This window comes from Mesorhizobium dulcispinae, assembly GCF_033977345.1.
GTDB lineage: Bacteria > Pseudomonadota > Alphaproteobacteria > Rhizobiales > Rhizobiaceae > Mesorhizobium > Mesorhizobium dulcispinae.
Map to the genome: position 1 here is coordinate 287,272 of NZ_JAVIIY010000005.1, position 22,432 is coordinate 309,703.

Genomic DNA, 22,432 nt, shown 5'->3' on the forward strand with positions numbered 1-22,432 from the left:
CGGAATCAGTTTCGGCAGGGCCAGGCGGGATTGAATCGAGTCTGGTTCACCGCTTGAGGTGAATCGTCACCCAGCCCTCGCGATGCAAGGTGCGGACGTGGCGGAAAGCCTGGCCGACATAGGCGGAGATCACCGCATCGCGCTGGCGGTCGAGAATGCCGGAAAGCACCAGCGAGCCGCCGAGCCTGATGTGCCTGGCCATCTGCGGCGCCAGCCGCATCAGCGGCCGCGCCAGGATGTTGGCGACGATGAGGTCGAAGGGCGCGCGTCTGGCGAAGATCGGATGATGGAGGCCGGGCGCCGTCACCGTCTCGACGAGCGCCTTCACGTGGTTCAGTCGCGCATTGGCGGCAGCGACACGAACGGCGATGGGATCGATGTCGGTCGCCAGCACGGGGATATGCGCGAGCTTCGCCAGCGCGATCGCCAGCACGGCGCTGCCCGTTCCGAGGTCGAGCGCGTTGCGCGGGCGCTCGCGCAGCACCACCTGCTCCAGCATTTCGAGGCAGCCGGCGGTGGTGCCGTGGTGGCCGGTGCCGAAGGCAAGACCCGCCTCGATCTCGATGGCGAGATCACCGCTGCGGCGCTTGCCGCGATCATGCGCGCCGTGGACAAAAAAACGTCCGGCGCGGACCGGCTTCAATCCTTCGAGCGAGCGCGCCACCCAGTCGATGTCGGGGAGGGCTTCGCGTTCGACCTGCTTGGGGAGGTCGAGCCCTGCGAGAATATCGTTGATCCGGGCTTCGACGGCATCGACATCGCTCTCGGCGTAGAGCGACACTTCGTGGATGTCGGCGGCCTCGTCGACCTCCAGCACGGCAAGCGGCAGGCCGTCGTCCTCGAAGGCGGCGTCGAGCGCCGCGAAGATGCGGTCGGCCTCGGCCTTGCCGGCGGTAAGGTGAAGCCTAATCTGTGCCATCAGGGCCGCTCTTGTTCAAGCATGATCATTTCCGAACCGAAGGTCAGCGCAGCAAAAATCGGTTCCCACTTCTCGGGATCATGCCTGGCCGCCCGCTGCAAGCCGTTTCAGCTTGGCAATCGCGGTGTCGGCGCTTTCGCCATAGGCGATGGTACCGGCGAACTCGCCTTTGGCGTTGAGCAGCAGAACCGAGGCCGTGTGGTCCATCGTGTAGTCGCCGTCGCCGGTGTCGACCTTCTTCCAGTAGATGCCGAAGGCCTTGGCCATGGCATGGACTTTATCGGGATCGCCGGTGATGCCGGTGATGCGGTCGGAGAAGTTGCTGACGTAGGAGTTCATGATCTCCGGCGTGTCGCGCTCCGGGTCCACCGTGACGAAATAGGCGTTGAGGTTCTTGCCGTCGTCGCCCATCGTCTTCAGCCAGCCGGCCAGTTCGAACAGAGTGGTCGGGCAGACTTCGGGACAGTGGGTGAAGCCGAAGAACACAACGCTCGGATGACCTCGGAACGCGGCCTCGGTGATCGGCGCTTTTTTCTGGTCGATCAGCGTGAAGGGCGCGCCGTAGGGCTCCCCGCCATAATGGCCGCGGTACCAGTCGAAAGTGAGCCAGCCGATGCCCGCCGCCATCAGGACGAGAATGCCGACCAGAATTGAGCGCATCATCAGAAGTTATCCGCCGTGACTGCCGTGGCGCGCCGTTCGGGCGCGAGCCTGTTTCGGCGACAGTCTTAACGGTTTGGCGGCGCGCGCGCAAAGATGTCGCGTTGCCGCAACCGTGACGGGTTGAGTGCCCGCACACGGCCTGGCGCAGCAGCGGTCGAACGGCTTGCAAATGCCATGGTCTTATCCCACCTGACATCGGCTGAACGCGAACCCGAGGAGGCTTCCTTGCGAAAACTGATCGGCTTGATTGCCGCGTGCCTTGTCCTGAGCGCCGGCGCCGCGGTGGCGGACGAGGTCGGCAAGGTCGGCGTCGACTGGGTCGGCAACGACATCATGATCGACGCGATCAAGGACCCGAAAGTCGACGGCGTCACCTGTCATGTCGCCTATTTCGATCGCAGTATCATCGATCGGTTGCACAAGGGCAACTGGTTCGAGGATCCGTCGGATTCGTCGATCTCCTGCCGCCAGACCGGGCCGATCACCATTGGCGACATCGACATGAGCGAAGGCGGCGAGGAGGTGTTCAAGCAAGGCCTCAGCCTGATCTGGAAGAAACAGGTGGTGAACCGCATCTACGACAGGAAGAACGAGACGCTGATCTATCTGTCGCATTCGCGCCAGGTGCAGAACGGTTCGGCGAAGATGTCGGTGACCACCGTGCCGCTCTACGGCCAGAACGTCGTATGGACCAAGGGCAAGCCGCAATAGCTTGCGGGACAACCGCGGCCGGGGTGGTCTTGGCTCGCGATGGCTTGCAGGGTGATCTTGGCCGGCGTAAAGCCGCGCCATGGATCGTCCTGAACACCTCGTCCTGAAGGATCCCGAACCGCGCATCCATCCGACCGCGGAGCTGAAGGGATGCAAGCTCGGCCGCTATGCCTCGATCGGCGAGCGGGTGATCCTGCGCGAGGTGACGGTCGGCGACTTTTCCTATTTCGAGCGACATTCGGAAGCGATCTACACGACGATCGGCAAATTCTGCTCGATCGCCGCCAACAGCCGCATCAATGCGCTCGAGCATCCGATCGAGCGGCTGACCCAGCACAAGGTCAGCTACCGGCCGAACGAGTATTTCCGCTGGCTTGGCGTCGACGCGGCGTTTCGTGAGTGGCGGCAGGCAAAGCCGGTCAGCATCGGGCATGATGTCTGGATCGGCCACGGCGCCGTCGTCATGCCTGGTGTTTCGATCGGCAATGGCGCCGTTATCGGCGCCAACGCGGTGGTGACCCATGACGTGCCGCCTTACGCGATTGTCGCCGGCGTGCCGGCGAAACCGCTGCGGCAGCGGTTTACCGCTGACGTCGCGGCGCGCATCGAAGTCCTCGCCTGGTGGGACTGGGCGCCGGAAAAACTCGCCAGGGCGATCCCGGACATGCAGTCATTGCCGATCGAGGCCTTCCTCGATCGTTGGGAACACGAAGCGCTCTGATTTCTGCACGATTACAGGGAGACGGTGCCCCTTCCGCCATGCGGGGGTGGCGCAGCGGAAGGGGCTGGAGGTAAACCGTCGTGAAGCGGAAGGAGCAGGCCTTTTGCCTGCGCGGGTACTATCGCAACAAACCCATAAGGTGGTTTTTCCGGAAGCTGCCCTTCTGGCGTGTGTTCAATTGTGCGGGATGCGGTCGCGAAAAAACTCTTGCCAGGGAACCAGGAGCGGCCGCCACTTGTTTTTGACCAGGATTTGAGCCTTCGGCCGAAATCATATCGCTTTGGCCGTTCAGGGATTTTCGATGATCGAGAAGTTTTTCACCAAGATCGCCAATGCCGTAGCGCATCTCGCCGGCATGCCGCCGACATTTGCCTTGTGCTGCTTGGTCATCATCGTTTGGGCTCTGAGCGGACCGGTCTTCGGCTTTTCGGATACTTGGCAACTCGTCATCAATACGGGGACTACGATCGTCACCTTCTTGATGGTGTTCCTTATCCAGAACACCCAAAATCGTGACAGCGCGGCTATCCAGACCAAACTCGACGAATTGATCCGGGTGAGCCGGGCCCACAACACCTTCATCGGCATCGAGCATCTGACCGAATCCGAGGTCGAGGAGATCCGCGAAAAATGCGAAAAAGCCGCAAAACGGCATGACCGGGAGGTTGCGGCGGCAGCTGTCAAGAAGGCCGCGCAAAAGCGTGCCCCCAAAAACCACGCCGCTTGAGCGCCGCCTTGTCGTCCGGGCTTCGGCTCTAGCGGTCCATGAAGGCCGCGAACGCGTCCTTGTGATCCGGATGCCAGCGCGACAGGGCAGGGCGGTTTTCGATGATATCGCCGATTGCCCAGGCCATGCGTTTTTCGTCAGTCGGCCGCGTGACCTCGTTGTCGGGGCAGAGAATGTAGAAGTCGTCGTCGATCAGCGATGCCAGCATGAAATCGATCACCTGCTCGCCCGTCCACGCGCCGGCCGGCTTTTCCGTCGCGCCTTCGGTCAGGCCGGTATAGGTGAACCCCGGTATCAAGAGGTGTGCAGAGACCTTCGCCCCAGGCTCGTTGCGCAGCGCATGCGCCAGACCCTCGGTGAAGGTCTTCACGCCTGCCTTGGAGACGTTGTAGGCGAGATTGCCGGGCGGTGTGGTGATGCCTTGCTTGGAGCCGGTGTTGATGATCAGGCCCGGCTTGCCGGCCGCGAGCATGCGCGGCGCGAAAACCTCGACGCCATGCACGACCCCCCAGAAATTGGTATCCATCAGCCGCCTCCAGGCAACGCGGTTTTCCCACGGCTTGCCCGGATTGTTGCCGACCCCGGCGTTGTTCATCAGCACCGAGACCGCGCCAAAGGCAGCGTAGGCGGCATCCGCCAGGCGGTCGACATCGTCGATGTAGGAAACGTTTGCGGCAATGGCGCGAACGGCATCATCGCCTCCGATCGCGGCTAGCGCTTGCCGGGCCTGGTCGAGGCGCGCGCCGTCGACGTCGGCAATCACCGTCTTCATGCCCATTGCCGCGAACCGCTTGGCTGCGGCAAGACCGATGCCACTGGCGCCGCCGGTGATCACGGCGACATTACCGGAGGCAAAAGCGGGCAGAGCGGTCTGGATTTCGGCGTCGCTGGTCATGATCCATGTCCTTGTTTCGAGGTGAGCCGAACTTAACGCCGGTCGGAGCCGAGACAAGCCTCGATCGCTGCAATGGTTGACCGCGATGGCGGCAACGGGTTGACCGCATAGCGGCAACGGGTTGACCGCAATGGCGTCCCCCGCGCATGCTGCAAGGAAAAGGAGCTCGGTATTGACCGATTGGATCGGAATCCTGAAAGAGCAGACCGCCACCGGTGAGCAGATGGGCCGAGACGTGCCGAAGATGCTTGCCGATCCCGACATCAGCGAGACCCAGGTCAAGACGCTGTTTTCGGCGCTGGAGCAACAGGCGGATTTCGCCGAGAAGCTGCGCCTGGCGCTGGAGAAGTTCGGCCATGACTTTCCCGTCATCAAGGCCGCGGAGCGGCTGGAAGAGCGCTATGCCGATCTTGCGGCTTCCGCGGCCGAGAAGCTGAAGGCGATGCGGAAGTAAGAGCGGAATTATTTTTTTCGCAGTTTCCGTACGGCGAACCGCTACGCACTCTTCCTGGAATCGCTCTGGCTATTTTTCGATCAGACGTTCGAAACGCTTGTCGGGCACGAACCAGATGGTCGCCACCAGCACATAGACAGCCACGCCGATCCATTGGCTGACGAAGGTCAGCGCTATCCCGGCCAGATAGAGAGCCAGCGAAATCTTGCCCTTGCGATCCTGGCCCACGGCCCGGGCAAAGGTCGTCTCGGCGCCGTGCAGATGACGCAGTTTGATGACCAGGATGTTGTAGGCTACTGCGCAGAGCGCGAGGTCGACGCCATAGACGGCGACCGGCACCGGCGCGAAGTGGTTCTCGCCCATGAAGGCCGTTGTCACCGGCATCAGCGACAGCCAGAACAGAAGGTTGAGATTGGCCCACAACACCCGGCCGTCGACGCGCTGCACGGTGTGGAACATGTTGTGCAGATTGTTCCAGTAGATGCCGACATTGATGAAGGACAGCACGTAGCTGAAGAAGACGGGCCAGAGCGGCAAAAGCGCCGAAAGATCCTCGCCGTGCGGCACCTTCAACTCCAGCACCATGATGGTGATGATGATGGCCACGACGCCGTCGGTGAATGCCTCGACTCTTCCCTTGCCCATGGTTCCTCCGCGATTGATCGACAAAGGTTACGGGAGGATTTCGCGCAAGGCCATACTGCCAGAATTGTCAGGAGGGCGTTCGGCAAGCGGAGCGGCCGCCACTACATGGGCGTGGGGGTTTGCAAACTGGCCGGAGGTTCCGATGACCAGCTACGCTCAGACAATCACGCGCGACAATGAACTAAGCGGCGGTATCGCAATGGCCGTCGTTGCCGCCATGATCGCGGTACTCTTTGCCGGCAGCACGGCTTTGACGCCGCTCTATGTGATCTACAAACAGGCCTTCGGGTTTTCGCAGATCACCCTGACATTGGTCTATGCCGTCTATGTGGTCGGCAATCTGGCGGCGCTGCTGTTTTTCGGCCGATTGTCGGATGTCATCGGCCGCCGTCCGGCGGCCATGGCGGCGATGGGCGTTGCCATAGTCAGCGCGCTGTTTTTCCTCTTTGCCGAAAACCTGGCCTGGCTCGACATCGCCCGCATCCTCAGCGGACTCGGCATCGGGATCGGCGCAGGGACCGGCACCGCCTGGCTCGCAGAACTGATCGAAGGCGAGGACAAGTCGCGCGCCGCCATTATTGCCACCAGCACCAACTTCGTCGGCCTCGGAGCCGGTGCGTTGGCGTCGGGGCTGCTCGCCGAATACGCGCCCTGGCCGCTCAGGCTGACATTCGCCGTCTATCTCGCCCTGCTTCTGCTGGTGACCCTCATGCTCTGGCGCACGCAAGAAACCGTGCCGCAAACCAGGCGGCTCGCCGAAGTTTCGATGCGGCCACGGCTTTCGGTTCCCGCCGGCATCCGCGCGCGGTTCGTGGCGCCGGCGATCACCGGCTTCGGCGCTATGGCGCTGGTCGGTTTCTACGCGGCGCTGGCGCCGAGCATCCTGGCGCAGCAGCTTCATGCGACGAACCACGCCGAGGCCGGCGGGCTGTTCTTCGAACTGTCGATCGTGGCGGCGGCCACAATCCTGGCCACGGCGCGGCTGTCCAGCCGCTTCACGATGCTCGCCGCCCTGGTCTTGATGATCCCGACGGTTGCTCTGATTGTGGCGGCGCAGGTCTTCGCCTCCGCGGCAATCATGGTCATCGGCACGGCGTTATGCGGAGTTGCCGCCGCGTTCGGCTATCGTGGCGGCCTGCAAGTGGTGAACCACATCGCGCCGGCCGACCGGCGCGCCGAAGTGGTCTCGGCCTTCTTCGTCTGCTGCTTCTGCGGCAATGCGCTGCCGGTCATCGGCATCGGCGTCTTGTCGAGTCTGACGAGCGCGACCGTCGCAAGCCTGGCCTTTGCCGGCATGATCACGATCTTCTCGCTGGTGGCGCTGGGGTTCGGCGCCAAATACGCCCGATAGTTTGCCTATTCCAACACGATGTCAGCCGTTCGGCGTTTCGGGCGAGAGGTGCGCGCGCTGGCGCGGCACGCCGAGACCGGTGTCGGGCGGCTCGCCGGCAGCCGGACGGTCCTCGATCATATGCAGGGTGCGCCAGCGGCCGAAGCGATAGTAGGCGGCGGCAAGCGCCAGAGAGGCGATCGAGCCGGCCGGAAAGCTCCACCACAGCGCTTCCTGGCCGATGACGATTCGCATGGAATAGGCAAAGCCGGTGCGCACGATCAGCACCGAGACGATCAGGATGATCAGCGGCGGCATCACGGCGCCGGTAGCACGCACCGTGGCGAAGAGCACGATGGTGACGCCGAACAGGATGAAGGACCAGGACGCCGACTTGTTTATGTGGGCGGCGATATCGATCGCCGTGCTGTCGCCGCTCAGGAAAAGACCGAGCACCGGGCGGTCGAAGAGGAAGATCAGCGCCACCAGCGCGCCGGTGAGCACGAGGTTGAAGCCGACGCCAGAAGCGGCGATTTTGCCGATGCGATCCCAGCGCCCGGCGCCGACATTCTGCGCCGCCATCGAGGAGACGGCGGCGCCGATGGCCAGAGCCGGCATCTGGATATAGGTCCAGAGCTGTGCGGCGATGCCATAGGCTGCCGCGACCTGCGAACCGTAGGAGTTGACGATGCCCATCACGGTCAGCGCCGCCGCCGAGATGACGATCATCTGCAGACCCATCGGGATGCCCTTGAAGACGACGATGCGCAAAAGCGCCGGGTCGGGCTTGAGCAGAGCGAGGTCGCTGCCTGCCAGCCGCAACGGGTGCTTGCGCGCGTAGAGCACGATCAGGATGGCGACCACGCTCACCGTCTGTCCGATCAGCGTCGCGGTGGCCGACCCGGCGATGCCAAGCTCGGGGAAGGGGTCGATGCCGCGGATGAGCAGCGGGTTCAGGACGACGTCGAGCACGACCGCCAGCGCCATGAAGACAAACGGCGTGCGCGAATCGCCGGCGCCGCGCAGCACCGTCATGACGAAGGACAAAAGGTTCATCATCGGCACGGCGACGAAGATGATGCGTAGGTAAGAGCGCGCCAGCGGCAAGGCATCCGCCGGCGTGCCGAGCCCAGTGAGGATGGCGTCGACCCAGATCCAGCCGCAGACGGCGAACACCACCGAGACAAGGAAGAAGAAGGTGGCGCTGGTGCCGACGATGCGCCGTGCTTCGGCCAAGTCGCGGGCGCCGACCGACTGCGCGACCAGGATAGTCGCCGCCATGCCGATGCCGAACACCGTGCCGAGGATCAGGAACAGCACCAGATTGGCGTTGGAGGTGGCAGTCAGCGCCGCCTCACCGAGGAAGCGCCCGACCCAGACGGCGTTGATCGAGCCGTTGAGCGACTGCAGCACGTTGGAGCCGAGCACCGGCAGGGCAAACAAAAGCAGCGTGCGAGGAATGGGGCCGCTGGTCAGGTCGCCGGTCCGCCGGCGAGCGGGCTTGTTGTCGTCCATGGCGGGCACCGAAAATGAATCAGGCCCGCGATGCTATCGCAGGCCTGATGGTGATGCATCCCTTGCCGGGCTGGATGCCTCGCGGCATCGCACCCCATGGCGGGGCTAGAGCGTTTCACCGTTTCATGGAAACGGCGAACCGCTCTATCTCTTTGTTTTTACGCAATTCCGGACGGAAAACCGTTACACACTTTTCCTGGAATTGCTCTAGTTCGCGGCGAGGCTGTTGCCCGACAGGCCGGGGAGCGTGACCTGATAGACGAGGAAGGTGGTGTCGACATCGGCGCCGTCCTCGGCCTTGTACGGGGCGCCGACCTGGAAGCCGTCCTGGGTGAGAAAATCGTTGTCGTTGGCGACGAACAGGAAATAGTCGTCGGGCAGCTTCGGGTCCAGCACGCTCGCCAGCGACATCGCCTCCCACTTCTCCGAGAGGTTGTTCCTGTCGTTCGGCGCGCCGTTGTGCAGGCCGAAGCGGCCAAGCTCGCCCTTGTCGTTGATGTCGATGAAGGAGGTGAGCTTGGCCGGCGTCACCGACGGGTCGAGCACGCCCTTCGGCGCGACCGGCTTGTCGGCGGCGTCGAAGGGACCGTTGGCGATGTCGGTGGCGCCGGTCAGGTCGACAATGTTGATCTTGCGGTAGACCGACTCGGCGTCCTTCAGGCCCTGGCCGTTGCCGTTGTCGCGCGTCAGCATCAGGAAGCTCTTGTCGGACAGCGCCACGATCTCGCTCTGCGCGGCCACCTTGGTCTTGCCCTTGGCGTCCTTGAACACTGGCAGCGGCACGACATATTCGTGCGCCAGCTTGAGATGGCCAAGGTCGGAGGCGTCATAGACCAGTGCGCGGGTGTTCTGGCGCGTCGAGCCGGAATCGCCGCCGTCCTGGCGCGGCGCCGACTGCAACACCGCGATCAGGTACTTGCCGTCCGGCGTCATCGACATGCCTTCGAGGCCCTGGTTGTTCTGGCGGCCGGACTCGGGATCCTTCGGATCGGGTTCGGCGGCGCCCGGGCCCGGATTGTTGGAGGCGAAATTCGGCTTGCCATGGCGCATCGGCACCAGCGCCGCCGGAGGCTGCGTTGCCGACATCAGGCGGCCGTCGGCCGAGAAGCGATAGATGTTCGGGCCATATTCATCAGAGATGAACATGGTACCGTCGGGCAGGCGCACGATCGCCTCGTCGTCGAGCGCCAACTTGCCGTTGTCGGCCTGCGGCAGGATCGGCATGTCGCCGGCGGCCGGATGCACGCCGTTGAGGGGATCGAGGCCGGTGGCGTCGGCGCCTTTGTCGTCAGTGAGCAGCATGGTGTCGGCGAGCGTCGCCTTTACACCCGACTGTTCCTGGCCGGCGGCGGGCACGGCACCCGGAGCGGTCGGGGCAAGCTCGATTGCAATGGTGTTGAGGCGCGGGCGGTAGTCGGTGGTGCCTTCGACGTTGTAGCCGCGATCCGGCAGCAGCCAGAGCGAACCCTTGTAGCCGGCGCCGTCACGCGCCCAGGACTTGGTGTCGATCGCCATGCCGGAGCCCGAACCAAAGGTTTCTCCGAACTTGTCCTTCTGGCTGGCGGGGATGCGGCCGACGCCGACAAGCCCCTTGTTGACATAGGCGACGCCGTCGGCGAGCGCCGGTGTCATCGCGGTGAACAGCGCGAGCACGACGCCGAGCGAGACGGTTCGGTTCAAATGTTTCATGGATATCCCCTTCTTGACGAGCAGAGCGGCCAATGCCTGGAAGGACGCGGCATCGAAGATGCGGCGAGCGGTTTCCGTCGAGCGGTCTAGGACGTGAACGTGATGGTTGCATGACAGGCGGCGTGCACTTCCCTTCGCCCCTTGTGGGAGAAGGAGAGGGTGCTCAATCGCTCTCGCGTGCGATGAGCTCCAGCGGCCAGACTTCGCGGATGGTGCGTGGCCCCTCAGGACCGGCATGGGCCGGCAGCGAGGCGAGCAGCATTTCGGCCAGCCGCCGGCCCATCGGCTCCAGCGCGGGGCGGAAGCCGGTCAGCGCCGGCGAGAAATAGCGGCAGAGCGGGGTGTCGACGATGACGATCACCGCAATGTCGTGGCCGGGCCTGATACCCATTTCGGCCAGCGCCTTGCAGCCGCCGAGCGCCATGGCGTCGTTGTTGAAGATGATGGCCGTCGGCCTGTCCTTGGAGAGCATCACGCGCGGCGTCACATGATAGCCGCCGGCTTCGTTGATGAAATCCTCCGCGATCAGGCCGGGATCGACCTCGATGCCGTGCCGCCTCAGCGCCTTGCGGTAGCCGGTCATGAACAGGTGGCCGAAGTTCAGGTCGAGGGACGGCCGGATGGCGGCGATGCGGCGGTGACCACGCGCCACCAGCCTGTCGACCGCGTCGCTGCCTGCCTTCTCGAAATCGAGGTCGAGCGACGGGTAGGATTTGCCGCCCGAGCGGCTGCGACCAAGCGTGGCGAAGGGGAAGCCTCTCTCGGTCAGATAATCGATGCGCTCGTCCTCGCGCCGCGTCCAGGCCAGCACCACCGCATCGGCGCGGCGCGTCTCGACGACGCGGCGCAGGCGCTCCTGCTGGTAGTCGCCCGGCGCGCCCATGACCACGAACAGGTCGAGGCCGCTCTCGGCGAGCCGCGCCTGCAGGCCGGTCAGGAACGGAATGAAGAAGGGCTCGCCATATTGCTGGTCGCCCGGATGCGGCTGCAGCATGAAAGCGATCGAATGCGTGGCGCCTTGCCTCAGACTCCGGCCGGACTGGTTTGGCGCATAGTTCAGCTTCTTGGCGGCTTCCAACACGCGCTGGCGGGTGTCGGCATTGACGTCGGCGCGGCCGTTCAGCGCCCGCGACACGGTGCCGATCGAAATGTTCAGGTGACGCGCAAGGTCGTGGATGCTGGACGCCAAAGCCAATTCTCCCCCGCCTTGGCTAGCACCGGCTGCCGCTCAGGCCAAGGCTTAGGGACGATTTTCGAGAAGCAGCCGGTTGACATTCTACGCTATTGGGTGTGTTGTCGTAAACGTTTACGGAAAAACGTTTACGGTGATGCCGTGGATGCCGTGACATTCGGCCTGGAGGGGCCGAACGGGAGGAGCGCTGGATGATGAAGGTCGTCCTGGTCGGGTGCGGAGCCATGAGCAGGCAGTGGCTCGATGCCGCAAGGCAGATCGACGGGCTGACGATTGCCGGCCTTGTCGATCTCGATGCCGAGCGTGCACGGGCGAGGGCGCGCGAGTACGACCTCACCGATGCCGTCATCGGCACCAGCGTTGACGCTGTCCTCGACCAGACAAAGCCCGAAGCCGTCTTCGACGTCGTGGTTCCCGCCGCCCGGCGCGAAGTGGCCTTTTCCGCCTTCGCCCACCATTGCCATCTCTTGACCGAGAAGCCGCTGGCCGACAGCCCTGAAAACGCGCACGCGATCATCGAGGCTGCGCACCGGGCCGGGCGCATCCATGCCGTCGTGCAGAACCGCCGCTATGTCGCCAATGTCAGGCGCATCCGGCGGTTTCTGGACTCCGGCGCCATCGGCAAGCCGACCAGCATCCATGCCGACTTTTTCGTCGCGCCGCATTTCGGCGGCTTTCGCGAGGAGATGGCGCATGTGCTGCTGCTTGACATGGCGATCCATACCTTCGACGCCGCCCGCTATATGGTCGCCGGCGAGCCGGCCAGCGTCTATTGCCAGGAATGGGAGCCGGCCAGTTCCTGGTACCGGCAGGGATCGTCCGCCAGCGCCGTCTTCGACTTTGGCGATGGCAAGGTCTTCACCTATGCCGGAAGCTGGTGCGCCGACGGCTTCCGCACCAGCTGGGAAGGCAGCTGGCGCATCGTCGCCGAGCGCGGCAGCCTACTCTGGGACGGCCATGACGGGCTGAAGGCGGAGGTGGTTGCGTCCGGCCGCGACGGTATCATCGATAAGACCCAGCCGATCGACGTGCCGCCGCTCGACGCGTCGGACCGCGTCGGTGGCCATCTCGGTATCATCAAGGATTTCATGCACGCGATCGAAGCCGGGACCGAGCCGGAGACGCGCGGCAGCGACAACATCAAGAGCCTGGCCATGGTCTTCGGCGCGATCGAAAGCGCCGAGACCGGCCGCCGCGTGGCGATCGCACAGGAAACGCAATGATGCCAAACCCGCTTCTCGACATCAGGATCGGCACCATGGTGCGAGCCAATCTCGACGATCCGGCTGCCTATATCAGACAGATCCTGCCGCTCGGCTTCGAGAGCATCCAGCCCTTCTTCTGGCAGACGCTGGGCGGCAAGGACCTGCCGCGGTTGGCCGGAGAGATCCGCGAGGCGATCGGCGATGCCGACGTCACTGTGTCTTCGATCGGCGTCTTCGGCAATCCGCTGGAAAGCGGCGAGGTCGATCGCGGCGTGCTCGCGGCCTGGGAGGCGGTGATCGACAATGCGCATCTGTTCGGCGCTTCCACGGTCAGTGGCTTTACCGGCCGCGTGCGGGGCAAGCCGCTGACCGACAGCCTGCCGCGCTTCCGCGAGGTCTGGGCACCGCTGGCGAAACGCGCCGCCGACAAGGGCGTGCGCATCGCCTTCGAGAATTGCGCCATGGACGGCAACTGGGCGAGCGGCGACTGGAACATCGCCCACAATCCCGATGCCTGGGAGCTGATGTTCAACGAATTGCCGAACGACAATCTCGGCCTCGAATGGGAGCCGTGCCATCAGCTCGTCTACCTGATCGACCCGATCCCGCAGATCCGCAAATGGGCGCCGCGCATCTTCCATGTCCACGGCAAGGACGCGACGGTGCGCTGGGACGTGATCCGCGAGCACGGCGTGTTCGGCCGCCTGCCATTCGTGCAGATGCGCACGCCGGGCTTCGGCGACAGCGACTGGACGCGCGTGATCAGCGAGCTGCGGCTCGCCGGCTATCGCGGGGCGATCGACATCGAAGGCTGGCACGATCCGGTCTATCGCGGCGACCTCGAGATCACCGGCCAGGTGCGGGCGCTCGACTATCTCAAGCAATGCCGGGGAGGAGCCAGCTACCTGCCTAATCCGGTGTGAGGCCAAATTTGATGTGAGGATTGGCCGGCGGGAGGAGCCGGTCGCAAGGGACTGCGGCATCAGGCCGAAGCAATTGTCGAAAACCCTCGATTGCGAGGGACACAAAGGGAGGAACGTGCATGAGCATCACGACCACAAGGACTGTTCTGCGCTCGACCGTCGTGGCGGCTGCCGCGGCGCTCTGCGCCTCGATCTCCACCTTGCCGGCGCAGGCGCTCGACGCCCAATGGTGCAAGGACGTCCACATCCGCTTCTTCGTCGGCGGCGCAGAGGGCGACGCCTTCGGCACCATCGTCTACAATGGCGCCAAGCAGGCGGCGGCCGATCTCGGGCCGAAGGTCGACTACATCTTCTCCCAGTGGGATGTCGAGAAGATGGTGCAGCAGCTGCGCGAGGCGGTCGCGGTCAAGCCGCAGGGCATCGCGATGATGGGTCATCCGGGCGACGCCGCGATCATGCCGCTGGCCGAGCAGGCGCATAAGGACGGCATCCAGATGATGTACCAGAACGTGCCGGTGCCGAAGGTGGTGGCGGCGTTCGGCGGCGGTTATGTCGGCGCGCAGCAGGAGCAGCAGGGCCGGGCGCTCGGCGCCGAGGCGTTCAAGCTCGCCAAGCTCAAGGCTGGCGACAAGGCGATCATGATCGGTCCGTTCGAGAACGAGAACCGCGGCGCGCGCGAGCGCGGCACGGTGGCGGCCCTGAAGGAGGCCGGCGTCGAGGTCATCCAGCTGTCCTCGCCGCCGAGCGGCGAATGGGCGTCCGACCCCAACCTCGCCATTCCAGTGATCACGGCAGCGCTGCTCAACCACCCCGACGTCAAGGCCGTCGGCTATCCCGGCGGCCAGATGCTCGGCAATGTCGCCACCTACATGCAGGCGGCGGGCCGCAAGCCGGGCGACATCTTCAACTTCGGCTTCGACACCAGTCCGCAGATCGTCGAAGGATTCAAGGGCGGCTGGGTGCAACTCACTGCCGACCAGCAGCCGTTCCTGCAAGGCTATCTGCCGATCCTCAGCCTATGCCAGCAAGTGGTGCTGGGGTTAGCGCCGATGAATGTCGACACCGGCGCCGGTTTCGTCACGCCGGACAATTACCAGGTCGTGTCGGAACTGGCCAAGCAGGCGTTGCGCTGACTCCCAAGCCGCCGGTCGGGTCGAGCCCGGCCGGCGGGACCGCCGGCGAACAGCCGGCTGCCGACATCAGATGAGGATTGCCATGGCCGAACGCATCATCGAACTGCGCGACATCAAGAAATCCTATGGTCAGGTCTATGCGTTGGGCGGCGTCAATCTCAGTGTCGACCGCGGCGAGGTGGTCGGCCTGATCGGCGACAACGGCGCCGGCAAGTCGACGCTGATCAAGATACTGTCCGGCGTGGTCAAGCCGACCAGCGGTGAGATTCTTGTCCGTGGCAAGCCGGTGACAGGATGGAGCGCCGCCCGCTCGCGCGACGCCGGCATCGAGACCGTGTTCCAGGACCGTGCGCTCGCGGTCCAGCAGACGATCGTGCGCAACATCTTCATGGGCCGCGAGCTCACCGGCTTCATGGGCTGGCTGAAGGTCGGCAAGGAAATCGAGGAGGCAAGCCGCCTGATGCGCGAGATCGGCTTCACCTCGAAAGTGTTCACGCCGCAGTCGATCGTCGGCCAGCTTTCGGGCGGCGAGCGACAGGGCGTGGCGATCGCGCGCGCCATCTACAAGCAGGCGGAGCTGATCATCCTCGACGAACCGACGACGGCGCTGTCGCTGACCGAGACCGCCAAGGTCTTCCATTTCGTGCGCCAGGTGCGGGCGAGCGGCCGCTCGATCCTGTTCATCGGCCACAACATCCACCATGTCTTCGACATCGCCGATCGTTTCGTGGTGCTCGACCGCGGCAGGGTGGCGCTGACGGCCGACCGCAGCGAGGTCAAGTCGGCCGAAGACCTCATCAACTTCATGGAAGACATAGCACACCCGGGCGGGCTGCCGGGGCTGCACGGGGCAGGCGAAGCGGAGCAGAGAGCGTGATGAGCAAGGCCATGGAACCCGATCTGCAAACGCCTCTTGGAAGGGCCAGCGGCCAGGTAGCCAAGGAGTCAGGTAAGGAATGGAACCATCCGTCCGACCACTGGCTGCGCGGCTTCGTCCTCGACAACCGCGCATCGCTTGGCACGCTCGTCGTGTTCATCGTCATGATGGCGGTGTTCATGATCGCCAACCCGACCGTCTTCACCACCTGGTATCTCTACAGTTCCGTGCTGACGACGCTCCCCGTCGCGCTGTTCGTGGTCGTGCCGCTGGTCTTCGTGGTCACCTGCGGCGAGATCGACCTGTCGTTCCCGGCGACCATGGGCTTTGCCTCCTGGGTTTTCGCGCTGGTCGTGCAGGCCGGCTACGATCCGTTCCTCGGCATCGCCGCGGCGCTCGTCACCGGCACGCTGCTCGGCTTCCTGGTCGGCTCGCTGGTGGTCTATGGCGGGTTGTCGTCGCTAATCGCCACGCTCGGCATGAACTTCCTGCTGCGCGGGCTGATCCAGATCATCAACGAGGGCAAGTCGACGGCGCTGACCAACCTCGCCGACAGCTCAGCCTACGCGATCTTCTCCAGCCAGATCTGGGGCATCCCGGTGCAGATCTTCTGGGCGATCGCCTTCGTTGTGTTTTCGGCGCTGCTCTACAACCGCCATCGCTTCGGCGCGCAGGTGAAAGTGGTTGGCGACAATCCGGACAGCGCCAAGCAGATGGGCATCGACGTCAAGCGCGTGCGGGTCAAGGTGTTCGTCTTCGTCGGTATCGGGGCGGCGATCGCCGGCACCTTCTCGGTGATGATCAACTTCACCTGGTGGCCGACGGCGGGCGACGGCTATCTGCTGCCGGTGCTGGCTTCGGTATTCGTCGGCGGCACGCCGACCTGGGGCGGTATCGGCACCGTGGTCGGCGGCGCGATCGGCGCGGTCACGGTGTCGTTCATCCAGACCGGCGTGGTGGCGGCGGGCCTGAGTGGCTTCTACGTCCAGTTCTTCAACGGGCTGATCATCATCCTGTCGCTGCTCGGCCATAAGTGGAACCAGGCGCGGTATCGGTGAGGGGGCCTCCTCAAACGCCGGTCACGAACCCGTCGAGCACGCGTTTCTGGCCGGCCTTGTCGAAGTCGATGGTGAGCTTGTTGCCGTCGATCGCGGCGATGTTGCCGTTGCCGAATTTCTGGTGGAAGACGCGGTCGCCGACGCTGAAGGCGGACGGCGTATCGGCGACCGACTTGGCGACCAGCTCGCCCTCGATGGTGCGGCCTTTCACGCTGGTGCGGCCGGCGCCGTAGCCGCTGTCGGTCTCGCCATAGCCGATGCGCTCGACCTGATGGCCGGAGCGCGTGCCCCAGTTGCGGTCAGTCGCCTCAGTGCGGTTGGCTTGCGCGCGCTGCCAGCCGGGCGTCGCGTAGGTGTTGGAGAAGCTGCCCGATTTCTCGGCGCCGATATTGTCGAAGCGCGACGCGCCATAGGGATTTTGCCGGCCGCCGCCGCGGCCTGAGGCGAATGAACCGCCGCCGTAAGGATTACCGTAGCCGCCGTAGGAATTGCCGCCGTCGGCGACATCGACATGGGTTTCCGGCAATTCGTCGAGGAAGCGCGACGCGATGGTCGACTGCCACAGCCCATGGATCAGGCGGTTGGAGACGAACCAGATGTGCAGGTTCTTTTTCGCCCGCGTCAGGCCGACATAGGCAAGGCGGCGCTCTTCCTCCAGGCCGGAGCGGCCGCCTTCGTCGAGCGCGCGCTGGTGGGGAAAGAGCCCTTCCTCCCAGCCGGGGAGGAAGACGGTCTCGAATTCGAGGCCCTTGGCCGAGTGAAGCGTCATGATCGAGACCGCATCGAGCGACTCGCCTTGCTCGGCCTCCATGACCAGCGCGACATGCTCGAGGAAGGAACGCAGCGACTCGTACTCCTCCATGGAGCGGATCAGCTCTTTCAGGTTCTCCAGCCGCCCTGGCGCTTCCGCCGAACGATCGTTCTTCCACATGTCGGTGTAGCCACTCTCCTCGAGGATAGTCTCGGCGAGCTCGGTGTGCGGTGTGGTTTCCAGCGCCTTCTGCCAGCGCTCGAAATTGGCTGCGACCTCGCGGAGTGCTGCGCGCGGCTTCGGCTTCAACTCGTCGCTTTCGGCGAGCGTCGCTGCGGCCTCCAGCATCGGGATTTGCATGGCGCGCGCCGTGTCGTGGATCTGGCGGATAGTGGCTTCGCCAAGCCCGCGCTTCGGTACGTTGACGATGCGCTCGAAGGCGAGGTCGTCGCCGCTGTTGGCGACGACGCGGAAGAAGGCCAGCGCATCGCGGATTTCCAGCCGCTCGTAGAAACGCGGACCGCCGATGACGCGATAGTTCAGGCCGAGCGTGATGAAGCGGTCTTCGAAGGCGCGCATCTGGAAGGACGCGCGCACCAGGATCGCCATGTCGTTGAGATTGTGCTTCTGCCGCTGGTAGGCCTCGATGGCCTCGCCGATGGCGCGTGCCTCCTCTTCGGAATCCCAGGCGGCATGGACATGCACCTTCTCGTCCTCGGGGTCGTCGCGGTCGGTGAACAGCGTCTTGCCGAAGCGGCCCTCATTGTGGGCGATGAGATGGGAAGCCGCGCCCAGGATATGCGCGGTGGAGCGATAGTTGCGCTCCAGCCGGATGATGGTGGCGCCCGGAAAATCCTTGTCGAAGCGCAGGATGTTGTCGACCTCGGCGCCGCGCCAGCCATAAATCGACTGATCGTCGTCGCCGACGCAGCAAATGTTAACCTTGTTTTCGCTCACGGCCGCGCGCTCGCTACGCTCGCTGGCCTCCGCGGGGGCGGCCTGACCGGCCGACGCCCGGTCGGGCTTGCGGCCTTCGGCCGATTGCTGGCGTCCCGCACTGGGCCGCTGCGCCAGAAGCCGCAGCCACATGTATTGCGCAGTGTTGGTGTCCTGGTACTCGTCGACCAGGATGTATTTGAACTTGCGGTGATAGTCCTTCAGTACGTCCGGATAGGCGCGGAAGATGCGGATCGGATGATAAAGCAGATCGCCGAAGTCGCAGGAATTCAGCGTCTGCAGCCGCTCCTGATAGGCCTTGTAGAGCTGGCGGCCCTTGCCGTTGCCGAAGCTGCGCGCATCGCCTTCCGGAATCTCGTCCGGGCCAAGGCCCTTGTTCTTCCAGTTGTCGAGCATCTGGGCGAACTGCTTGGCAGGCCAGCGCTTGTCGTCCAGACCTTCCGCCTGGATCAGCTGCTTGATCAGCCGCACCACGTCGTCGGTGTCGAGGATGGTGAAATCGGACTTCAGACCGGCAAGCTCGGCGTGACGGCGCAACAGCTTGACGCCGATCGAGTGGAAGGTGCCGAGCCACGGCATGCCTTCGATCTTCTCGCCTACGAGCAGGCCAATACGAGTCTTCATCTCCCTCGCCGCCTTGTTCGTGAAGGTAACGGCGAGGATCTCCCACGGGTTTGCTCTATGGGTTGAAAGGATGTGGGCGATGCGCGTGGTCAAGACCCGCGTCTTGCCGGTGCCGGCGCCGGCCAGCACCAGCACCGGGCCCTCCGTTGTTTCGACGGCCAGCCGCTGTTCTGGATTGAGGCCGTTAAGGTAGTCGGGCGCACGGTTCTGGGCGCTGCGCGCGGCCATGGCGCGCGCAGCAATGCCGGATGGGGCTGCGGGCCGCGCATTCGGTTCATCAAAGAAGGGCATGTCTTCCGAAAAGCCGGACATCGCCCCCGAATGTAGTGATTCGGCAGCGAAAGGCCAGAAGTGTCTACGTTTTGTTCCATTTTTGCACCGCCCCGGTTCGCTTGACAGGCGCGGCCAGCGGGGGGAAAGCTGCCGGCAGGGCAGGGACGGCACGCCGTCGCCTGAGAGGCGCCGCAACCGCGCAACAGTCGAAGGAGTATCATCTTGGCTGTCACGATCACCTCCCTCGTCCTCTTCCTCATTGGTCTGGTGCTTGGCGCTGGTGGCATCTGGCTCGTCACGTTGGGTGGCAGCTGGTACTACCTGATTGCCGGTCTCGTGTTCCTGATCACCGCCTGGCTCATCCTCCGGCGCAGTTCGACGGGACTGTGGGTCTATGCGGTATTCGTGCTCGGCACGCTGTGCTGGGCGGTGTGGGAGATTGGATTCGACTGGTGGCAGCTCGGTCCGCGCGGCGGAATCATCGTCCTCATCGCGCTGTGGCTGCTGACGCCGTGGGCCAGACGTGGATTCAAGGGTCCGGACGGGCGCGCGCCGCTGATCCTGGCGGTTCTCGCCTCGCTGGCGGTGGCCGGTTATTCGATGACCACCGATGCCATGGATATCGGCGGCACGCTCGACACCGACAAGGTGACGCCCACGGCCAATCTCGGCGGCGACATGCCGGCCGGCGAATGGCATTTCTACGGCCGCACGCCGTTCGGCCAGCGCTATTCGCCGCTCGACCAGATCACGCCGGACAATGTGGCCAAGCTGCAGCCGGCCTGGACCTACCGCACCGGCGACGTGAAAGGCCCCGACGACATCGGCGAGACGACCTATCAGGTGACGCCGCTGAAGATCGGCGATGCGCTGTTCATCTGCACGCCGCACAATTTCGCCATCGCCATCGATGCCGCGAACGGCAAGGAGAAATGGCGCTACGATCCGAAGGTCAAGCTGGACCCCAACCGCCAGCACCAGACCTGCCGCGGCGTATCCTACTACGCCGATGCCAAGATCGCGGCCGGGCAGCCTTGCGCTGCGCGCATCTATCTGCCGACCTCGGACGCCAGGCTGATCGCGCTCGATGCGGCCAACGGCCAGGTGTGTCCGTCCTTCGCCGAAGGCGGCACGCTCAACCTCATGACCAACATGCCCTATCCCAAATCGGGCTACTATTATTCGACCTCGGCACCGCTGATCGTCGCCGGCAAGATCATCGTTGGCGGCGCGGTCAACGACAATTATTCGACCGAGGAGCCGTCCGGGGTCATCCGCGCTTACGATGCCGGCACCGGCGCCTTGCTGTGGAACTGGGACTCCGGCAATCCGGACCAGACGACACCGCTGGCGGCGGGGCAAAAATACACGAACAACTCGCCCAACATGTGGTCGACGGCGAGCGCCGACGAGAAGCTCGGCCTGCTCTACCTGCCGCTCGGCAACCAGACGCCTGACCAGCTCGGCATGGGCCGCAGCGCCAATGTCGAGAAATTCTCCTCCTCGATCACGGCGCTCGACCTCAACACCGGAAAAATGCGCTGGGTTCGGCAGCTGGTGCATCACGACCTGTGGGACATGGACGTGCCGGCTCAGCCGACACTCATCGATATCACCTCGGCCAGCGGCGAGGTCGTGCCGGCGCTGGTCGGGCCGACCAAGCAGGGCGACCTCTATGTGCTCGACCGGAGCACCGGCGAGCCGATCATCCCGGTGAAGGAGATGCCGGCGCCGGGCGGCGCGATCGAAGGCGACCATGCCTCGCCGACGCAGCCGGAATCTGGGCTTTCGTTCAACCCCAAGCGGCTGACCGGCGCGGACATGTGGGGCATCACCATGTTCGACCAGCTGGCGTGCCGGATCGCGCTCAGGAAATTGCGCTACGAGGGGCGCTATACGCCGCCTTCGCTGCAGGGCTCGCTGATCTATCCCGGCAATTTCGGCGTGTTCAACTGGGGCGGCGTCGCGGTCGATCCGGTGCGGCAGGTGATGTTCGGCATGCCGACCTACCTCGCCTTCACGTCGAAGCTCATTCCGCGCGCCGACGTGCCGCCGCCAGGCGACAACACGAAAGGTAGCGAGCAGGGTCTCAACCGCAACGAAGGGGCGCCTTACGCGGTGGTGATGGGACCGTTCCTGTCGCCGCTCGGCATTCCCTGCCAGGCGCCGCCATGGGGCTATGTCGCCGGCGTCGACCTCAGGACCGGCCAGATCGCCTACAGGCATCGCAACGGCACCGTCTACGACATGACGCCGCTGCCCTTGCCGTTCAAGGTCGGCGTGCCGGGCATCGGCGGCCCGACGATCACAGCCGGCGGCGTCGCCTTCCTCGGCGCCGCGGTCGACGACTATCTGCGCGCCTACGACCTCACCACCGGCAGGCAGCTCTGGCAGGCGAGGCTGCCGGCGGGCGGACAGTCGACGCCAATGACCTACACGGTCGCCGACGGCCGCCAGTTCGTGGTCATCGTCGCCGGCGGTCACGGCTCGGTCGGCACCAATCCGGGCGATTACGTGATGGCCTACACGCTGGCCAAATAGCGGAGCTGCGCTCGCCCGTTCAGAGGCCGAGATGGCTCCTCAGGCTGGGCACCTGGCCGAGCACCTGGTTGGTGAGATCCGGACCGGCGGCCACTTCCGCCTGCTTGATCAAGGTTTCGCCGGCCTGTCGGATCTGCGCCATGTCAAGGCCGGACTCTTTAAGCGCCGCAACGCCGTTGATCAGTGCGCCTGCCTTTTCGCCGAGCACGCCGCCAAGCGCTCCCTGCAGCGACGACAGCAGACCGGGCCAACGCACCGGCGCCGGGGATCTGGTCGAAGAAGGACGAAATGCTGGTGCCTTCGGCTTCGTGCTCGAGCACGGAGAATATTGTGCCGACGACCTTTTCGGTGGTTGGCTGGTCGAGCCCGGCCGATTGCGAAACGGTGTTCACGATGTCCTGGACGTTCATGGCATTCCCCTTTTCGTCGTCTGGATTGGGCGAGGCCGCGCCGGCAGCTTCCCTTCCTAATGTGACAGCACGGTCAACGCTTTTGGAAATGACCAAAATGTGATGGATGCAGAGGCTGCCTGCGATCGTCATGGTCGAGGTTTCAGTCGAGTGCCGCTGTCGCCGGCAGGTGACTGGACCGCGCGCGTTGCAACCCTATCTTGCGCATCGAGCAGCCGT

At 64.4% G+C, this 22,432-nt stretch carries 21 protein-coding genes; 11 read left to right on the forward strand and 10 right to left on the reverse strand.

Going from position 1 to position 22,432, the window contains the following annotated elements; translation table 11 throughout:
• Positions 1–46 precede the first annotated feature (46 nt).
• Both RFN30_RS14320 and RFN30_RS14325 read right to left on the reverse strand, forming a co-directional pair.
• Positions 47–919, reverse strand: a complete 873-nt coding sequence (locus RFN30_RS14320) for a 50S ribosomal protein L11 methyltransferase (RefSeq protein ID WP_320262733.1) — start codon at positions 917–919, stop codon at positions 47–49.
• A 78-nt stretch (positions 920–997) separates the two neighbouring features.
• On the reverse strand, positions 998–1,582 hold the full coding sequence (locus tag RFN30_RS14325; RefSeq protein WP_320262734.1) for an SCO family protein: 585 nt from the start codon (positions 1,580–1,582) through the stop codon (positions 998–1,000).
• A 174-nt stretch (positions 1,583–1,756) separates the two neighbouring features.
• On the opposite strand from RFN30_RS14325, the gene RFN30_RS14330 reads away from it, so the two are divergent.
• The 3 genes from RFN30_RS14330 (at position 1,757) to RFN30_RS14340 (ending at position 3,741) form a co-directional block, all read left to right on the forward strand.
• Positions 1,757–2,293: a CreA family protein gene (locus RFN30_RS14330; RefSeq protein WP_320262735.1), complete on the forward strand. Its 537-nt coding sequence runs from the start codon at positions 1,757–1,759 to the stop codon at positions 2,291–2,293.
• A gap of 79 nt (positions 2,294–2,372) precedes the next feature.
• A complete protein-coding gene (locus RFN30_RS14335) occupies positions 2,373–3,014 on the forward strand; it encodes a DapH/DapD/GlmU-related protein (RefSeq protein ID WP_320262736.1) in 642 nt (213 codons plus the stop codon).
• 301 nt (positions 3,015–3,315) lie between these two features.
• Positions 3,316–3,741 (forward strand): low affinity iron permease family protein, encoded by a 426-nt coding sequence (locus RFN30_RS14340; protein ID WP_320262737.1) that lies wholly within the window; start codon positions 3,316–3,318, stop codon positions 3,739–3,741.
• Between the two features lie 28 nt (positions 3,742–3,769).
• On the opposite strand, the gene RFN30_RS14345 is transcribed toward RFN30_RS14340, so the two are convergent.
• Positions 3,770–4,636: an SDR family NAD(P)-dependent oxidoreductase gene (locus RFN30_RS14345; protein ID WP_320262738.1), complete on the reverse strand. Its 867-nt coding sequence runs from the start codon at positions 4,634–4,636 to the stop codon at positions 3,770–3,772.
• Between the two features lie 172 nt (positions 4,637–4,808).
• Between RFN30_RS14345 and RFN30_RS14350 the strand changes: the two genes are divergently transcribed.
• Complete coding sequence (locus tag RFN30_RS14350; RefSeq protein WP_126099445.1) at positions 4,809–5,090, forward strand: hypothetical protein; 282 nt, start codon at positions 4,809–4,811, stop codon at positions 5,088–5,090.
• 69 nt (positions 5,091–5,159) lie between these two features.
• On the opposite strand, the gene RFN30_RS14355 is transcribed toward RFN30_RS14350, so the two are convergent.
• The gene (locus tag RFN30_RS14355) at positions 5,160–5,735 is read right to left on the reverse strand and encodes a TMEM175 family protein (RefSeq protein WP_320262739.1); all 576 of its coding nucleotides are present in this window, start codon (positions 5,733–5,735) and stop codon (positions 5,160–5,162) included.
• A 142-nt stretch (positions 5,736–5,877) separates the two neighbouring features.
• On the opposite strand from RFN30_RS14355, the gene RFN30_RS14360 reads away from it, so the two are divergent.
• Positions 5,878–7,086 carry an MFS transporter gene (locus tag RFN30_RS14360; protein WP_320262740.1) on the forward strand — a complete coding sequence of 403 codons (1,209 nt, stop codon included), beginning with the start codon at positions 5,878–5,880 and terminating at the stop codon, positions 7,084–7,086.
• Positions 7,087–7,107: 21 nt separating this feature from the next.
• Here RFN30_RS14360 and RFN30_RS14365 read toward each other — a convergent pair whose 3' ends face one another.
• The 3 genes from RFN30_RS14365 to RFN30_RS14375 form a co-directional block, all read right to left on the reverse strand.
• Complete coding sequence (locus tag RFN30_RS14365) at positions 7,108–8,580, reverse strand: MATE family efflux transporter (RefSeq protein ID WP_320262741.1); 1,473 nt, start codon at positions 8,578–8,580, stop codon at positions 7,108–7,110.
• Between the two features lie 207 nt (positions 8,581–8,787).
• Positions 8,788–10,269: an esterase-like activity of phytase family protein gene (locus RFN30_RS14370; RefSeq protein ID WP_320262742.1), complete on the reverse strand. Its 1,482-nt coding sequence runs from the start codon at positions 10,267–10,269 to the stop codon at positions 8,788–8,790.
• A 163-nt stretch (positions 10,270–10,432) separates the two neighbouring features.
• Positions 10,433–11,458 (reverse strand): LacI family DNA-binding transcriptional regulator, encoded by a 1,026-nt coding sequence (locus RFN30_RS14375; protein WP_320262743.1) that lies wholly within the window; start codon positions 11,456–11,458, stop codon positions 10,433–10,435.
• A 194-nt stretch (positions 11,459–11,652) separates the two neighbouring features.
• On the opposite strand from RFN30_RS14375, the gene RFN30_RS14380 reads away from it, so the two are divergent.
• The 5 genes from RFN30_RS14380 to RFN30_RS14400 all read left to right on the forward strand — a co-directional run bounded on the left by RFN30_RS14380 (position 11,653) and on the right by RFN30_RS14400 (position 16,657).
• Entirely contained in the window at positions 11,653–12,684 is a 1,032-nt protein-coding gene (locus RFN30_RS14380) for a Gfo/Idh/MocA family protein (protein WP_320262744.1), read from the forward strand.
• Positions 12,681–13,589, forward strand: a complete 909-nt coding sequence (locus RFN30_RS14385) for a sugar phosphate isomerase/epimerase family protein (protein ID WP_320262745.1) — start codon at positions 12,681–12,683, stop codon at positions 13,587–13,589. The genes RFN30_RS14380 and RFN30_RS14385 overlap by 4 nt, the downstream gene beginning before the upstream one ends.
• Positions 13,590–13,708: 119 nt before the next feature.
• The gene (locus RFN30_RS14390) at positions 13,709–14,722 is read left to right on the forward strand and encodes a substrate-binding domain-containing protein (protein WP_320262746.1); all 1,014 of its coding nucleotides are present in this window, start codon (positions 13,709–13,711) and stop codon (positions 14,720–14,722) included.
• 82 nt (positions 14,723–14,804) lie between these two features.
• Positions 14,805–15,599, forward strand: a complete 795-nt coding sequence (locus tag RFN30_RS14395) for an ATP-binding cassette domain-containing protein (RefSeq protein WP_320262747.1) — start codon at positions 14,805–14,807, stop codon at positions 15,597–15,599.
• Positions 15,599–16,657 carry an ABC transporter permease gene (locus RFN30_RS14400; protein ID WP_320262748.1) on the forward strand — a complete coding sequence of 353 codons (1,059 nt, stop codon included), beginning with the start codon at positions 15,599–15,601 and terminating at the stop codon, positions 16,655–16,657. Before RFN30_RS14395 ends, RFN30_RS14400 begins: the two co-directional genes overlap by 1 nt.
• A gap of 10 nt (positions 16,658–16,667) precedes the next feature.
• Here RFN30_RS14400 and RFN30_RS14405 read toward each other — a convergent pair whose 3' ends face one another.
• Positions 16,668–19,301 (reverse strand): ATP-dependent helicase, encoded by a 2,634-nt coding sequence (locus tag RFN30_RS14405; RefSeq protein WP_320262749.1) that lies wholly within the window; start codon positions 19,299–19,301, stop codon positions 16,668–16,670.
• A 183-nt stretch (positions 19,302–19,484) separates the two neighbouring features.
• Between RFN30_RS14405 and RFN30_RS14410 the strand changes: the two genes are divergently transcribed.
• On the forward strand, positions 19,485–21,803 hold the full coding sequence (locus tag RFN30_RS14410; protein ID WP_320262750.1) for a glucose/quinate/shikimate family membrane-bound PQQ-dependent dehydrogenase: 2,319 nt from the start codon (positions 19,485–19,487) through the stop codon (positions 21,801–21,803).
• 19 nt (positions 21,804–21,822) lie between these two features.
• Here the strand turns inward: RFN30_RS14410 and RFN30_RS14415 are convergent, their stop codons facing one another.
• Positions 21,823–21,945 (reverse strand): hypothetical protein, encoded by a 123-nt coding sequence (locus RFN30_RS14415; protein WP_320262751.1) that lies wholly within the window; start codon positions 21,943–21,945, stop codon positions 21,823–21,825.
• A 16-nt stretch (positions 21,946–21,961) separates the two neighbouring features.
• Positions 21,962–22,345, reverse strand: a complete 384-nt coding sequence (locus RFN30_RS14420) for a hypothetical protein (RefSeq protein WP_320262752.1) — start codon at positions 22,343–22,345, stop codon at positions 21,962–21,964.
• Positions 22,346–22,432: the final 87 nt, after the last annotated feature.

Bases quoted from the DNA above. Each gene is read 5' to 3' on its own strand.
- RFN30_RS14415 (WP_320262751.1), bottom strand. From the start codon at position 21,945: ATGGCGCAGATCCGACAGGCCGGCGAAACCTTGATCAAGCAGGCGGAA.
- RFN30_RS14340 (WP_320262737.1), top strand. From the start codon at position 3,316: ATGATCGAGAAGTTTTTCACCAAGATCGCCAATGCCGTAGCGCATCTC.
- RFN30_RS14370 (WP_320262742.1), bottom strand. From the start codon at position 10,269: ATGAAACATTTGAACCGAACCGTCTCGCTCGGCGTCGTGCTCGCGCTG.
- RFN30_RS14360 (WP_320262740.1), top strand. From the start codon at position 5,878: ATGACCAGCTACGCTCAGACAATCACGCGCGACAATGAACTAAGCGGC.
- RFN30_RS14390 (WP_320262746.1), top strand. From the start codon at position 13,709: ATGAGCATCACGACCACAAGGACTGTTCTGCGCTCGACCGTCGTGGCG.
- RFN30_RS14365 (WP_320262741.1), bottom strand. From the start codon at position 8,580: ATGGACGACAACAAGCCCGCTCGCCGGCGGACCGGCGACCTGACCAGC.
- RFN30_RS14335 (WP_320262736.1), top strand. From the start codon at position 2,373: ATGGATCGTCCTGAACACCTCGTCCTGAAGGATCCCGAACCGCGCATC.
- RFN30_RS14345 (WP_320262738.1), bottom strand. From the start codon at position 4,636: ATGACCAGCGACGCCGAAATCCAGACCGCTCTGCCCGCTTTTGCCTCC.
- RFN30_RS14325 (WP_320262734.1), bottom strand. From the start codon at position 1,582: ATGATGCGCTCAATTCTGGTCGGCATTCTCGTCCTGATGGCGGCGGGC.
- RFN30_RS14405 (WP_320262749.1), bottom strand. From the start codon at position 19,301: ATGTCCGGCTTTTCGGAAGACATGCCCTTCTTTGATGAACCGAATGCG.
- RFN30_RS14385 (WP_320262745.1), top strand. From the start codon at position 12,681: ATGATGCCAAACCCGCTTCTCGACATCAGGATCGGCACCATGGTGCGA.
- RFN30_RS14380 (WP_320262744.1), top strand. From the start codon at position 11,653: ATGATGAAGGTCGTCCTGGTCGGGTGCGGAGCCATGAGCAGGCAGTGG.
- RFN30_RS14355 (WP_320262739.1), bottom strand. From the start codon at position 5,735: ATGGGCAAGGGAAGAGTCGAGGCATTCACCGACGGCGTCGTGGCCATC.
- RFN30_RS14395 (WP_320262747.1), top strand. From the start codon at position 14,805: ATGGCCGAACGCATCATCGAACTGCGCGACATCAAGAAATCCTATGGT.
- RFN30_RS14330 (WP_320262735.1), top strand. From the start codon at position 1,757: ATGGTCTTATCCCACCTGACATCGGCTGAACGCGAACCCGAGGAGGCT.
- RFN30_RS14320 (WP_320262733.1), bottom strand. From the start codon at position 919: ATGGCACAGATTAGGCTTCACCTTACCGCCGGCAAGGCCGAGGCCGAC.
- RFN30_RS14420 (WP_320262752.1), bottom strand. From the start codon at position 22,345: ATGACGATCGCAGGCAGCCTCTGCATCCATCACATTTTGGTCATTTCC.
- RFN30_RS14400 (WP_320262748.1), top strand. From the start codon at position 15,599: ATGAGCAAGGCCATGGAACCCGATCTGCAAACGCCTCTTGGAAGGGCC.